Annotated in this window: 10 protein-coding genes and 2 tRNA genes; 4 read left to right on the top strand and 8 right to left on the bottom strand. The window is 72.5% G+C overall.

Annotation, left to right across the window (positions count from 1 at the left end):
- Positions 1-13 precede the first annotated feature (13 nt).
- The 3 genes from ACZ7BZ_RS16850 to ACZ7BZ_RS16840 form a co-directional block, all read right to left on the bottom strand.
- A tRNA-Met gene (locus tag ACZ7BZ_RS16850) sits at positions 14-87 on the bottom strand.
- A gap of 83 nt (positions 88-170) precedes the next feature.
- Positions 171-244 (bottom strand) — tRNA-Met (locus ACZ7BZ_RS16845).
- A 68-nt stretch (positions 245-312) separates the two neighbouring features.
- Positions 313-3,309 (bottom strand): UPF0182 family membrane protein, encoded by a 2,997-nt coding sequence (locus ACZ7BZ_RS16840; RefSeq protein WP_470358989.1) that lies wholly within the window; start codon positions 3,307-3,309, stop codon positions 313-315.
- 247 nt (positions 3,310-3,556) lie between these two features.
- Here ACZ7BZ_RS16840 and ACZ7BZ_RS16835 point away from each other — a divergent pair, with 247 nt between their 5' ends.
- Positions 3,557-4,129 (top strand): PPA1309 family protein, encoded by a 573-nt coding sequence (locus ACZ7BZ_RS16835; protein ID WP_470358988.1) that lies wholly within the window; start codon positions 3,557-3,559, stop codon positions 4,127-4,129.
- A 14-nt stretch (positions 4,130-4,143) separates the two neighbouring features.
- Here ACZ7BZ_RS16835 and ACZ7BZ_RS16830 read toward each other — a convergent pair whose 3' ends face one another.
- The 4 genes from ACZ7BZ_RS16830 to ACZ7BZ_RS16815 form a co-directional block, all read right to left on the bottom strand.
- Positions 4,144-5,256 carry a YlbL family protein gene (locus ACZ7BZ_RS16830; RefSeq protein ID WP_470358987.1) on the bottom strand — a complete coding sequence of 371 codons (1,113 nt, stop codon included), beginning with the start codon at positions 5,254-5,256 and terminating at the stop codon, positions 4,144-4,146.
- Between the two features lie 42 nt (positions 5,257-5,298).
- Positions 5,299-5,490 carry a hypothetical protein gene (locus tag ACZ7BZ_RS16825; RefSeq protein WP_380523985.1) on the bottom strand — a complete coding sequence of 64 codons (192 nt, stop codon included), beginning with the start codon at positions 5,488-5,490 and terminating at the stop codon, positions 5,299-5,301.
- A 224-nt stretch (positions 5,491-5,714) separates the two neighbouring features.
- Positions 5,715-6,155, bottom strand: coding sequence for a molybdenum cofactor biosynthesis protein MoaE (locus tag ACZ7BZ_RS16820; RefSeq protein WP_470358986.1), 441 nt, complete (start codon positions 6,153-6,155; stop codon positions 5,715-5,717).
- 159 nt (positions 6,156-6,314) lie between these two features.
- Positions 6,315-7,463, bottom strand: a complete 1,149-nt coding sequence (locus ACZ7BZ_RS16815) for an NAD-dependent epimerase/dehydratase family protein (protein WP_188303064.1) — start codon at positions 7,461-7,463, stop codon at positions 6,315-6,317.
- 200 nt (positions 7,464-7,663) lie between these two features.
- Here ACZ7BZ_RS16815 and ACZ7BZ_RS16810 point away from each other — a divergent pair, with 200 nt between their 5' ends.
- Both ACZ7BZ_RS16810 and ACZ7BZ_RS16805 read left to right on the top strand, forming a co-directional pair.
- Positions 7,664-9,184 (top strand): zinc-dependent metalloprotease, encoded by a 1,521-nt coding sequence (locus ACZ7BZ_RS16810; protein WP_470358985.1) that lies wholly within the window; start codon positions 7,664-7,666, stop codon positions 9,182-9,184.
- The gene (locus ACZ7BZ_RS16805; RefSeq protein ID WP_470358984.1) at positions 9,181-9,768 is read left to right on the top strand and encodes an NUDIX hydrolase; all 588 of its coding nucleotides are present in this window, start codon (positions 9,181-9,183) and stop codon (positions 9,766-9,768) included. The genes ACZ7BZ_RS16810 and ACZ7BZ_RS16805 overlap by 4 nt, the downstream gene beginning before the upstream one ends.
- Positions 9,769-9,855: 87 nt before the next feature.
- Here the strand turns inward: ACZ7BZ_RS16805 and ACZ7BZ_RS16800 are convergent, their stop codons facing one another.
- A complete protein-coding gene (locus ACZ7BZ_RS16800; protein WP_470359141.1) occupies positions 9,856-10,431 on the bottom strand; it encodes a M48 metallopeptidase family protein in 576 nt (191 codons plus the stop codon).
- A 423-nt stretch (positions 10,432-10,854) separates the two neighbouring features.
- On the opposite strand from ACZ7BZ_RS16800, the gene ACZ7BZ_RS16795 reads away from it, so the two are divergent.
- Entirely contained in the window at positions 10,855-11,943 is a 1,089-nt protein-coding gene (locus ACZ7BZ_RS16795) for a TOMM precursor leader peptide-binding protein (RefSeq protein WP_470358983.1), read from the top strand.
- Positions 11,944-12,201 lie beyond the last annotated feature (258 nt).

Raw genomic sequence — 12,201 nt, 5'->3', positions numbered from 1 at the left:
CTCTGACACTGAGTAGCGGGGACAGGATTTGAACCTGCGACCTCTGGGTTATGAGCCCAGCGAGCTACCGAGCTGCTCCACCCCGCGTCGGTGATCAAACAATAGCACGGTTCCAACGGCGCAAATGCCAGGGGCCCGGAGGAAGAATCCTCCGGGCCCCTGGCACTGAGTAGCGGGGACAGGATTTGAACCTGCGACCTCTGGGTTATGAGCCCAGCGAGCTACCGAGCTGCTCCACCCCGCGCCGTTGTGGTTGAACCGTAACACGGACGCGGGGTGGAGCCAAAAGCGGTTACCGCAGCTCAGCGGGGACTACGGGTGCGGACTGGCCGCCCCCGTGCCGGTCGGCGCCGCCGTCGGGGTCGGCGCCGGGCTGCCGCCGCGGGCCGCGTCGGCCGCCTTCAGGGCGTCCCCGAGCGCCTTCTGGGCATTGCCGTAGGCCACCCAGTCGCCGTTCTTGAACGCGGTCTGGCTGTCGTTGTACGCCTTCTCCGCGTCCGCGAGCGCCTTCTGCAGCTCCGGCGAGAGCGTCCCGCCCGGCGCCGGGGTGCCCGGCCCGGTGGGCGTGGGCGTCGGCGTCCCCGGGGAGGTCGGCGTCGTGCCCGAGCCCGGCGTCGTGCCCGGGCCGGGCCCACCGCCCGGGTTGGACGGCGCGACCGGCGTGGCCGGCGGGGCCTGCCCGGCGAACAGCTTCTTCAGCGCGTCCTCCAGGGTGTTCTCGAAGGCCACGTTGTCGTCCCCGTACACCGCCAGGACCTTCTGCAGCGTCGGGTACTTGGCGCCGCGCCCGCGCACGTACACCGGCTCCACGTTCAGCAGTCCGCCGCCGACCGGCAGGGTCAGCAGGTTGCCGTACTCCAGCTCGGTGTCGCCGCCGCTCTTCAGCGCGAAGATCTGGTTGGCCACCTCCTGGCGGGAGTTGAACTTCGACTGCACCAGGCCGGGGCCGGGGGCACCGCTCTCGCCGGTCATCTTCAGGATCCGGATCTTCCCGTAGTCGTCGCCCGGATCCGCGTTGACGGCCATGAAGGCCGCCAGGTTCGGCCGCTGGTTGGGCACGAAGCTGCTGGTCAGCGAGAAGCTCGCGGCGGGGGCGTCCGGCATCCGCACCGTCACGTAGTACGGCGGCTGGACCTGCTTGGTGTCACTGGTCGGGTCCACCGGGACCTGCCAGATGTCACTGCCGTTGAAGAAGGAGTTGGCGTCCGTCACGTGGTACTGGCCGAGCAGGTCGCGCTGCACCTTGAACATGTCCTGCGGGTAGCGCAGGTGCGGCAGCAGCGTCGCCGGGATGTCCGCCTTCGGCTCGACGGTGCCCGGGAAGGCCTTCATCCAGGTCTTCAGCACCGGGTCCTTGTCGTCCCACTGGTAGAGCTTCACCTCGCCGGTGTAGGCGTCCACTGTGGCCTTGACCGAGTTGCGGATGTAGTTGACCTGGTTGGCGACGCTCAGCAGCTCACCGCGCTGGTTGGTCAGCGAGTCCTTGGTCGCGGTGCCCAGCGTCGTCTTCGACGAGAACGGGAAGCCGTCCGAGGTTGTGTAGCCGTCCACGACCCACACCACCCGGCCGCCCTGCACCACCGGGTACGGGTCGGCGTCGATCGACAGCCACGGCGCGACCTTCTCCACCCGCTCCTTCGGCGTCCGGTTGTAGATCACCTTGGCGCCGTCGGTGATCGCCCCCGCGTACAGGATCTGCGGCTCGGCGAAGCGCACCGCGTACGCGGCCCGGGTGATCGGGTTGTTCAGCGAGACACCGCTGTCACCGCCGTACGTGTACTCCACGTTCTGGCCGGTCTTGATGTCGGTGTAGTCGATCTCCTTGTTGGCGCCGCCGACGATCGAGTACGTCGTCGTCTTCTCGCCGTAGTAGATCCGCTGCTCGTAGTCGCCCAGCGAGCCGGTGGCCGGCAGACCGGACTCGGTGAACACCGGCCCGCCCTTGTCGTCGACCTGGTTGCCCTTGGCGACGGCCGCGCCGTAGCCGTGGGTGTACTTGAAGTGGTCGTTGATCCAGTTGCGCTGCACCCCGTTGAGGTCCAGCTCGCGCAGGCCGATCACGGTGTCCTGCTTGTCAGCGCCGGTGCCGTAGCGGTCCACCGACAGCGTGCTCGGGAAGGCGTAGTAGTTGCGCTGCTGCTCCAGCGACTGGAACGTCTGCGACACGATGTTCGGGTCCAGCAGCCGCACGTCCGCGATGGTCTGCGCGTCCGGCTTCAGCGCGTCACCCGTGGTCGAGCCCTGCGGGCTGTACGGGGTGGTCTCCGAGGCCGCGATCCCGTACGCCTGCCGCGTCGCGTCGATGTTCTTCTGGATGTACGGCGTCTCCTTGGCCTGCTCGTTCGGCTTGACCTGGAACTGCTGCACGATCGCCGGGTACAGCCCGCCGATCAGCACCGCCGACAGCACCATCAGCCCCAGCCCGATCAGGGCCGGCGCCCAGGTGCGGCGGATCGGGGTCAGGAAGAACAGCACCGCGCAGATGATCGCGACGAAGAACAGGATCGTCTTGGCCGGCAGGAACGCGTTGGCGTCCACGTAGCGCAGGCCCGTCCAGCCCGAGACCCCCTTGTAGGAGCCGGTCTTCACCGCCAGCGCGTACCGGTCCAGCCAGTACGCCACCGCCTTCAGCAGCACGAACACGCCCAGCAGCACCGCCAGGTGCCCCTGCGCGCCCGCGCTCGCCCGTCGGCCCGGGCCCTGCAGCCGCAGCCCGCCGTACAGGTAGTGCACCAGCGCCGAGGTCAGCAGCGAGACGATCACCGCGCTGAACGCGAAGCCCAGCACGAACTCGTAGAACGGCAGGTCGAAGGCGTAGAAGGAGACGTCCATGCCGAACTGGGCGTCCTTCTCGCCGAAGGACGTCGCGTTCGTCCACATCAGCCAGGTCCGCCACTGGCCCGACGCCGCCGCGCCCGCCACCAGGCCGATCACCAGCGAGACGCCGATCAGCGCCCAGCGCTTGAACGGCGCCAGGCCCGCCCGGTAGCGGTCCAGGCTCTGCTGCTCCACCGACATCGCCGACAGCGGCGGCCGCAGCCGGTGCGCCAGCCAGACGTTGAAGCCGACGATCACCGCCATCAGCAGGCCGAACACCGCGAACAGCCCGATCTTCGTCCACAGCTGGGTGGTGAACACCGAGGAGTAGTGCACCGACCTGAACCACAGCCAGTCCGTCCAGAACCCGGCGAACATGACGAACAGCAGGAACAGCACCGCGAGTACGCCCAGGGTCAGCAGGGCCACTCTCGCCCGCCGGGAGGGCGGGCCCACCCTCCGCCGGAAACCCGGCCCTGAGCGTTCCGGCATCTGGAATACCACGGTGGCACCTCAGCTGTGTCGTCTGGGATCAGTCGGTCGTCAGAGCAACTTAACCAGGCTTCGGCCGAGTTCCCACCGTTAGCAGACGGTTACTACGGCGTTCCCGCCCGGCTCCCGCCGACCCTGCGCCACACCCCCCGCCGGGCCCCGCGCCACACCCCCCGCCGGGCCCCTCGCCGAGCCGCCCGCGACCGCCCCGGCGAGCGCCCGCCGCCCGGCGTGTGAGGATTGAGTCATGTCCGACGCGCCTGATCTGAACAACTCCCCCGACGACGTCTCCAAGCTCCCCGCCGCCACCCCGCTCACCCGGGCCGCGCTGGAGATCGACGAGTACGCCGCCACCCTCGGCTGGGACCTCCCGGCCCGGCTGTTCGCCCTGGTGGACAGCGCCGCCCTGCGCAAGGCCGATCCGCGCATCGCCAAGCAGCTCGGCCTAGCCGACACCGACGAGCCCGGCCTCACCCCGGTCGAGCAGGACGAGCTCCCGGAGGGCATGGAGCTCGACAAGTTCCTCGGCACCATCGCCTGGCCCGCCGCGGTGGCCGGCTGCGCCCTGGTCGTCGAGCGCCTGATGCTGCCGCCGGGCGCCGAGCAGTCCCGCCCCCGGGGCGCCAGCGACGCCCAGCTCGCCGAGTGGGTGGCCAACCACCCCAAGCGCGAGGAGGTGCGGATCACCGCCGCGGTGCTGCGCAACGGCAAGAAGGAGATCGCCCTGCGGCTGCGCTCCAAGGACGTCGCCCGCGAGGTGCTGACCGGCCCGGACCTCGTGCCCGGCCTGACCGACGCGCTGCTGGCGACCTTCTCCTGACCCCCGCGCCCCGGCTACTTGGGGCAGGACGGCAGCGCCGAGGTCTGCCCGGAGCGGATCTGCTCCAGCGACTTCAGCGCGCCGTCCAGGGTGTCGGTCTTGATCAGGGTCAGCCCGGACGGCACGTTCTTGTCGGCCTCGGCGCAGTTCGAGGACGGGGTGAAGAAGTACTGGGCCCCGGCGTCCCGGGCGGCGATCAGCTTCATCGATATCCCGCCGATCGGGCCGACCTTGCCGTCGTCGTCGATGGTGCCGGTGCCCGCGACGAACTTGCCGCCGGTGAGGTCGCCGCCGGGGGTGAGCTTGTCGATGATGCCGAGCGAGAACATCAGCCCGGCGCTCGGGCCGCCGACGTCCTGCAGGCCGATGTCGATCTGGAACGGGTAGGTGTGCCGGATCCCGGTGCCGATGCCCACCACCGCGAGCTCGGCCCGCTCGGCCGGGGCCTTCGGGTCGAGGTCCTTGGCCCGCACGGTCGGGACGGTGACGTCGGTCTTCGTCCCCGGGGTGGTGGCGCCGTTGCCGGAGGCGTCCTTGGTCCGCGGCACCACGGTGAAGGCCACCGACTCGCCGGGCTTGTGCTTGGTGACGGCGGCGACCACCTGGTCGACCGAGTCGACGGCCGTGCCGTCCACCGCGACGATCTGGTCGCCCGCGTGCAGCCGGCCCTCGGCCGGCGCCCCCGCGGTGACCGACTTGACGATCAGTTCGTCGCCGACCGGGACGCCCAACTGCTTGAGCGCCGCGGTGCGGGCGCTGTCCTCGGAGGAGGCGAACTCCTCGGCGTTCTGCTTCTTGGCGTCCGCGTCCGACTGCCCCTTGGGGTAGACGTTGTCGTGCGGAACCACCAGCACGTCGTCGCGCAGCCAGCCGACCACCGCGTTGACCAGGCTGGGCTCGTACTTGGCCCCGGTGACCTGGACGGTGGTCATGTTCAGGTGCCCGCTCGTCTTGTACGAGTCGTGCCCGGTGATGGTGATCACCGGCTTGCCCCCCTGCTCGCCCAGCGTGTTGTACGTCGGGCCCGGGCTCATCTCCGTGTACGGCACCTTCATCAGCACCGAGACGCAGAGCAGCGCTATGAGCAGCAGGGTGGCAGCGAGCATCGTCGCGGAGCGGCGTGGCATGCCTCGACAGTACGGGACGCCCGTGAGAGGGCGCCCGCCGGGCTACCGGCCGGAGTGCTCCCCGGGAGCGGCGCTGCCCGCGGTGGTGCGTTCCATCGCAGCCATGAAGCGCCGGTGCTCGGCGAGCGAGGCGGGGTCCCCGGTGGCCTTCGGAGCCCGCTGGGCCCAACCCGCCCAGGCGGCGGCGACCAGGACGGCGACAACCGGAATGATCAACCAGGCGAGCGCACCCATATCAGTACTCCCAGCTCGTCGTGTCTATGAGCAGATTAACCACTCCGGCGGACAACGCGGCCGGCGCCATCCGGGTTACGGGACGGCCGATCGGCTCACTTCCAGGGAGTATCCGGCACCTCCGGCCGGACCCGTTCGGGTGAGGCCTCGGCGCGCCTGTCCCGGAAGACGTGTTCCGTGTGCGGCCGGTTCCGCGATGCCGGGGGGCGGGAGCACGGATCGGATCAGCAGCCGCCGGCGCCGACCCACTCCTCCTCGCCGTCGGCGAAGACCTGGTGCTTCCAGATCGGCACCTCGTGCTTGAGGTCGTCGATCAGCCGACGGGCCGCCGCGAAGGCCTCCCCGCGGTGGGCGCAGGAGACGGCCACGATCACGGCCTTGTCGGTGATCTCCAGCCGGCCCACCCGGTGCACCGCGGCGAGCGCCCGGACCGGGAAGTCCGCGACGACCTTCTCGGCGATCCGGCGCATCTCGTCCTCGGCGGAGGGATGGCAGCTGTACTCCAGCGCGGAGACCGACTTGCCGCCGTCGTGGTCCCGGACCGTCCCGACGAAGACGGTGGTGCCGCCGGCCGCGTCGTCGCCGACCGCCTCGTACACCTCGTCCAGCGAGAGCGGGGTGTCGCGGATGGCGAGCAGACGGATGGGGTCGTGGTTCTCGGACATGACCCCATGATGGCTCATCCGGGGCCGACCGGGACAAGGGGCTTCCGCATCACGATTCCGAAATTTCGCATCGTGAGAATCTTGGTCGTCGCCCCGCCAGGCCCGCCCAGACCTCCCCCGGCCCTCCCGGCCTACTCGAACCTCCCGTCCGCTCCCGTCTCAGAAGCGGCGCCGCTTGCGGGCCCGGCGCACCAGCGCCGCCGTACCGACCAGCGCCACCGTCGCCCCGGCCGCCCCCAGACTGGTCGCGGCCTCCTTGCCGCCCAGTCGGCGCCCCGCCACCGCGTGCTTGCCGGACACCTGCGCCAGCAGCTCGGCCAGCACCTGCTCATTGGTGAACTCCGGCCGCCAGCCCGCCTCGTGCAGCCGGCTGCCGGACACCACCCACGGATACATCGTGTACGCCAGGTCCCCCGCCGGGGCCGGGGTCAGACCCAGCCGGTGCAGCCGGGCCGCCGTCCCCAGCGCCAGCGCGGCCGGCAGCTCCATCCGCCGGATCCCCGACAGCCGCTCCACGTCCTCCTGCTCCAGCCAGCCGTCGCAGCCGACCGTCACCTCGCCCTCGACCAGGCCCAGCGCCGCGTACTCCAGCGCCGCCGCCAGGTCGTCCACGTGGCAGAACTGCCAGCACGGGCGGGAGCCGGCCACCACCAGCAGCCGGGGCGCCTCGAAGTGCCGGGTCAGCACGGTGTCCACCCCGGGGCCCACCACCACCGCCGGGCGCAGCACCGTCACCTGCAGGCCCGGGTGGGCCCGCGGCGCCCGCCGGGCCAGCCGCTCGATCTCCAGCAGGTCCCCGACCAGCGAGGCCTCCTCGGTCGCCCGCAGCTCCGAGTCCTCGGCCAGCGGCACCTCGTTGTCGGCCAGCGCGCCGTAGACCATCGCGGAGGTGCACAGCACCACCCGGTGCACCCCGGCGGCCGCCGCCGCGGTCAGCACCGTCTGGGCGCCGCGCACGTTGTAGGCGCTGCGGGCCCGCGGATCGGACTCCATGCCGAAGTCCATCGCCAGGTGCACCACGACGTCCACCCCGGCCAGCCGCTCGGCCACCGCGGGGTCCCGCACGTCCAGCACCCGCCACTGCACGCCGGGGACCTCACCGCGCCGGTCGTCCACCGCCAGCACTCTGCGCACGTGCGGCGAGGCCACCAGCCGGGCGGCGACCCGCTCGCCCAGCACACCCGCGGCACCCGTCACCGCCACGGTCAGCGGCCGCCCGCCGTAGGCTGGAGGCGGCGACGCCGTGGCGTCCGGATCGTCCTCTCCAGCGGTCAGCCCAGAGCGAACGTCCGAGGGCGGGGAACTCACCGGCCATCCTCCACGGTTAGCTTATGTGCGTACGGACGTGTGTCACGTACGTCCATCCTGCCCGAGGCGAAGGCCCGGCGGTGCACCCGGCGCGGGCCTTGCGCCCGGGAGCCGCCCACGAGTCCCCCGCTCCACCGGAGCCCCGGGCGGACCGCACTTCCCGCCACACCCGTATGACGGCCTACCGGATCGAGGACCCCGTGAGCGACCTTCCCTTCGGATTCGGCGTTCCTCCCGAGGAGCCCGAGGACGGCAAGGCCAAGCCCGACGACGCGCAGCACAAGAAGGACCAGGGCCAGGAGGGCGCCAGCGGCCCCCAGCCGTTCGGCTTCGGAGCCGGAAACCCCTTCGGCGCGATGTTCGGCATGCCCGGCGCCCCGGGCGGCCCCGGCGGCCCCGGCGCCGACAACCCCTTCGCCGCGATGTTCGGCGGTCTCAACCCCGGTGACCTCGGCGCGGCCTTCCAGCAGCTCGGGCAGATGCTCTCCTTCGAAGGCGGCCCGGTGAACTGGGACCTCGCCCTCAACATCGCCCGGCAGACCGTCGTCGCCGAACCCGCCGAGGGCAAGAGCAAGGACCGCTCGGTCGGCGCCGTCGAGCGCGCCGCCGTCGAGGAGGCCGTGCGCCTGGCCGACCTCTGGCTCGACGGCGTCACCGAGTTCCCCTCCGGCGCCGGCACCGCCGTCGCCTGGAGCCGCGCCGAGTGGATCGAGGCCACCCTCCCGGTTTGGAAGGACCTCGTCGACCCGGTCGCCGAGCGCGTCGGCACTGCCATGGGCGGCGTCCTGCCCGAGGAGATGCAGGCCATGGCCGGCCCGCTGATGGGCATGATGCGCTCCATGGGCGGCGCCATGTTCGGCACCCAGATCGGCCAGGCGCTCGGCGCCCTGGCCGGCGAGGTGGTCGGCTCGACCGACGTCGGCCTGCCGCTCGCCCCGGCCGGCAAGGCAGCCCTGCTGCCGCAGAACGTCGCCGAGTTCGGCGAGGGCCTGAACGTGCCCGCCGAGGAGGTCCGGCTCTACCTCGCCCTGCGCGAAGCCGCCCACCAGCGGCTCTTCGCCCACGTGCCGTGGCTGCGGACCCACCTGCTGGGCGCCGTCGAGGCCTACGCGCGCGGCATCAAGGTCGACACCTCCCGCATGGAGGAACTCGTCGGCCAGCTCGACCCGAGCAACCCGGAGGCACTCCAGGAAGCGCTGGCCGGCGGCCTGCTCCAGCCCGAGGACACCCCCGAGCAGAAGGCCGCGCTCGCCCGCCTGGAGACCGCCCTCGCCCTGGTCGAGGGCTGGGTCGACGCGGTCGTGCACGCCGCCGCCGAACCCCACCTGCCGCAGGCCGGCGCCCTGCGCGAGACCGTCCGCCGCCGCCGCGCGGCCGGCGGGCCCGCCGAGCAGACCTTCGCCACCCTGGTCGGCCTGGAGCTGCGCCCGCGTCGCCTGCGCGACGCCGCCCGGCTGTGGGCGCTGCTCGCCGACGCCCGCGGCGTCGAGGGCCGCGACGCCCTCTGGGAGCACCCCGACATGCTGCCCACCGCCGCCGACCTTGACGACCCGGACGCCTTCGTGCACCGCGGCAGCGGCGACCTTGAGGGCGGCTTCGACTTCGACGCCCTCGACAAGCTCCTCGGCGAGGCGGCGGCCGGCAAGCCCGACCTCACCAAGCCCGAGCAGCCCGGGACCGGCGAGGACGGCACCGACGGAAAGGGCGAGCCCACCGCATGACGGCCACCGGCACGCACGCGCCCGCCCTGCACGCGGACGCCGTCCGCACCCTGACCGACTGGCGGCCCGCCGACCAGGAACAGGAACAGCTGCGACTCGACTACCTCGCGCACCTCGCCGAGCAGCCCGAGGGCCTCTACCGGTCCTGCCTGCCCGCCCACATCACCGCGAGCGCGGCGGTCGTCGACCCGGCCGCCGGGCGGGTGCTGCTCACCCTGCACCCCAAGGTCGGCATGTGGCTGCAGATGGGCGGGCACTGCGAGCCCGGCGACGCCGACCTCGCCTCCGCCGCGCTGCGCGAGGCCGTCGAGGAGTCCGGCATCCCCGAGCTCACCCTGCTGCGGGACGGCGGCGCCGCCGTCCCAGCCAAGCTGGACCGGCACCTGGTCCGCTGCACCGGCAAGGACCGGCCGGAGAACACCCACCTGGACGTCCAGTACATCGCGCTCGCCCCGGCCGGGGCGCAGGCGATGATCAGCGAGGAGTCGCTGGACCTGCGCTGGTTCGACTACGACAGGCTGCCGGAACTGACCGACCACTCGGTCCGCGACCTGGTCGCCCGCGCGCGACGGCTGACCGCCTGACGGACTGAGGTGCGACGCGCCAAGGGGGCGCGGACCGATGCGGTCCGCGCCCCCTTTCGCCTGTCCGCCTGTTGCCCGTCCGCCTCCTCAGCCGCAGGACGCCGCCGGGTCCGGCCCCGGCCCACTGTGCCGGGCCCCCGGGATGTGCGGCAGCCGGGCCGCCGACACCACGCCCTCCAGATAGCCGCGGGCCCGCTCCGTCCGGGGGTAGGCCTCCAGCAGCGCCCAGAACGCCGCGCCGTGGTCCGGCACCAGCAGGTGTGCCAACTCGTGCAGCAGCACGTAGTCCAGCACGTACTCCGGCATGCCCTGCAGCCGGTGGGACAGCCGGATCGTCCCCTCGCTCGGGGTGCAGGAGCCCCAGCGCGAGTTCTGGTTGGTCACCCAGCGGACCTGCACCGGCTGGGCCCGTCCGTCCAGGTAGGCCGCCGACAGCTCCCGGGCCCGGGCCATCAGGGCGTCGTCCCCGAGGATCCGCCGGCGCTCCTGGGCCGCGAGCTTCTCCAGCATCTGCGCCACCCAGCGCTGCTCCTCGGCGTGCGACAACCGGGCCGGGATCAGCACGACGGTGCGGTCGCCCTCGCGGTAGGCGGAGACGGTGCGGCTGCGGCGGGCGCTGCGGCGCACCTCGACCCGGCTGCGGTCGTGCCCCTCGGGCGGCATCGCCCCGGCGGGCGGGTGCTGCGGCCTCGACTGCTGCTGCTCGTGCGACTTCTCGCGCTGCTTCTCGTCCGGGCGCCCACGTGTGCTCGGCGCCGCCGTCTGGGACCCGGACGCTGCACGGGCACGCCGACGCGACGCCGATGGATGGGAGTCCCGCTCGGCTGCCATGGCACACGACGTTACCCGGTACCGCTGACAGAAGTCCGGTGCCGTGGCCGAAATCTTTCATGGAGCGATCGGGAACGAAAGGCCGACGGGGGGTGTCCGGAAACCGACGCCCGGAAGGATGGGCAGTTATCCACAGGGCTTGCGAACAGATGGTGTGATCATGCCCCCGGCCCTGTGGATAACTTTCCGCACGCCGTCGGCGCGATGGGGCATGCTGCGGTCAGCCGTCTGGAAACGATCGGAAGGGAGATCGTCGTGCGCCTCGCACTCAAGCCCGCCCTGTCCCGCAGCTGGCGGGACTCCGAGACCCTGCAGTTCGGCACCGTCACCCGGTACGCCGGGGTGCTCGGCAACGCCGACAAGACGCTCTGCGAGTTCCTCGACCTGCTCGACGGAACGCGCGACCGGCCCGAACTGCTGACCGCCGGCGAACGGATCGGCCTCGGCCGCGAACCCGCCGACACCCTGCTGAGCGAACTGGAGGAAACCGGGCTGCTCGACGACGCGGAGGCGACCGACAAGGCGCTGTCCCGCTTCCCCCCGCCCCACCGGGACCTCCTAGGGCCCGACCTCGCCTCGCTGTCCCTGGTTCACTCCGGCCCGGGCGCCGCGCCGGCCGTCCTGGCCCGCCGATCCGAGGTCCGGATCGAGGTACGCGGCGCCGGCCGGGTCGGCGCCGCCGTCGCGGCGGTGCTCGCCGCCGGGGGCGCCGGCAGCGTCGCCGTAGCCGACAGCGGGCGGGTCCAGCCCGGCGACTGCTCCCCCGCAGGGCTACCGCCCTCGGACATCGGGCGGCTGCGCTCGACCGTCGCCCGGGAGGCCGTGCAACGGGCTGCCGGGCGCCCGCTGGTCCCGGTGCCACGGCGGAAGAGCGACGGCCCGCCACCCGACTTCGTGGTCCTCGCCCCGCGGGACGGCAGCGCCGCCTTCGCGGGCGGGACGTACGAGGCCCGCCTGCTGCTCCGGGCCGGGGTGCCGCATCTGTACGTGGGCGTGGTCGAGGAGTTCGGCATCATCGGGCCGCTGGTGATCCCGGGGAGATCGGCCTGCGGGCACTGCCTGGTGCTCCGGCGCGAGGACGAGGACGCCGACTGGCCGCGAGTCCTCGCCCAGCTGGCGGACAACGGCCCCGGCCGCGCCCGCACACCGGCCTGCGACACCGCCCTGGCGACGACCGTCGCCGGACTGGCGGCGCTGCACGTCCAGGTGTACCTGGACGGCGGCCGGCCGCCCAGCGTCGACGGCTGGTGCGAGATCTCCGCGGGCGACGGGATGCCCCGCCGTCTGCGGCTACGAGGCCACCCGGACTGCGGCTGCCTGTGGCAGCCGATGCCGCCGAGTTGAGGAGGAGGGAGGACCAGGAGAACGAACGCACGGGCCCGGACCCGGCGGCTGCCGGGCTCAGCAGCCGCCCCACCCGAGGCCCGAGCTGACGCGGACGCAGCGCCGGCCAGGTGAGCCCATGGCCAGGTGAGCCCATGGCCAGGTGAGCCCATGGCCCGCGCCCTGCCTGGGGCAGGGGGGGGGCCGCGAGAAGCGGGAGCCGCTTTTCCGAGGTGCGGGGTGGGGGTGGGAGGTGGGTGGGCAGGAGGCGCGTGAGGT

Source organism: Kitasatospora sp. NPDC036934 (assembly GCF_055608425.1).
Note: the sequence above shows the minus strand (reverse complement) of the source record. Positions and strands in the feature narration are given on the sequence as shown.

Bases quoted from the DNA above. Each gene is read 5' to 3' on its own strand.
- ACZ7BZ_RS16840 (WP_470358989.1), bottom strand. From the start codon at position 3,309: ATGCCGGAACGCTCAGGGCCGGGTTTCCGGCGGAGGGTGGGCCCGCCC.
- ACZ7BZ_RS16835 (WP_470358988.1), top strand. From the start codon at position 3,557: ATGTCCGACGCGCCTGATCTGAACAACTCCCCCGACGACGTCTCCAAG.
- ACZ7BZ_RS16830 (WP_470358987.1), bottom strand. From the start codon at position 5,256: ATGCCACGCCGCTCCGCGACGATGCTCGCTGCCACCCTGCTGCTCATA.
- ACZ7BZ_RS16825 (WP_380523985.1), bottom strand. From the start codon at position 5,490: ATGGGTGCGCTCGCCTGGTTGATCATTCCGGTTGTCGCCGTCCTGGTC.
- ACZ7BZ_RS16820 (WP_470358986.1), bottom strand. From the start codon at position 6,155: ATGTCCGAGAACCACGACCCCATCCGTCTGCTCGCCATCCGCGACACC.
- ACZ7BZ_RS16805 (WP_470358984.1), top strand. From the start codon at position 9,181: ATGACGGCCACCGGCACGCACGCGCCCGCCCTGCACGCGGACGCCGTC.
- ACZ7BZ_RS16800 (WP_470359141.1), bottom strand. From the start codon at position 10,431: ATGCCGCCCGAGGGGCACGACCGCAGCCGGGTCGAGGTGCGCCGCAGC.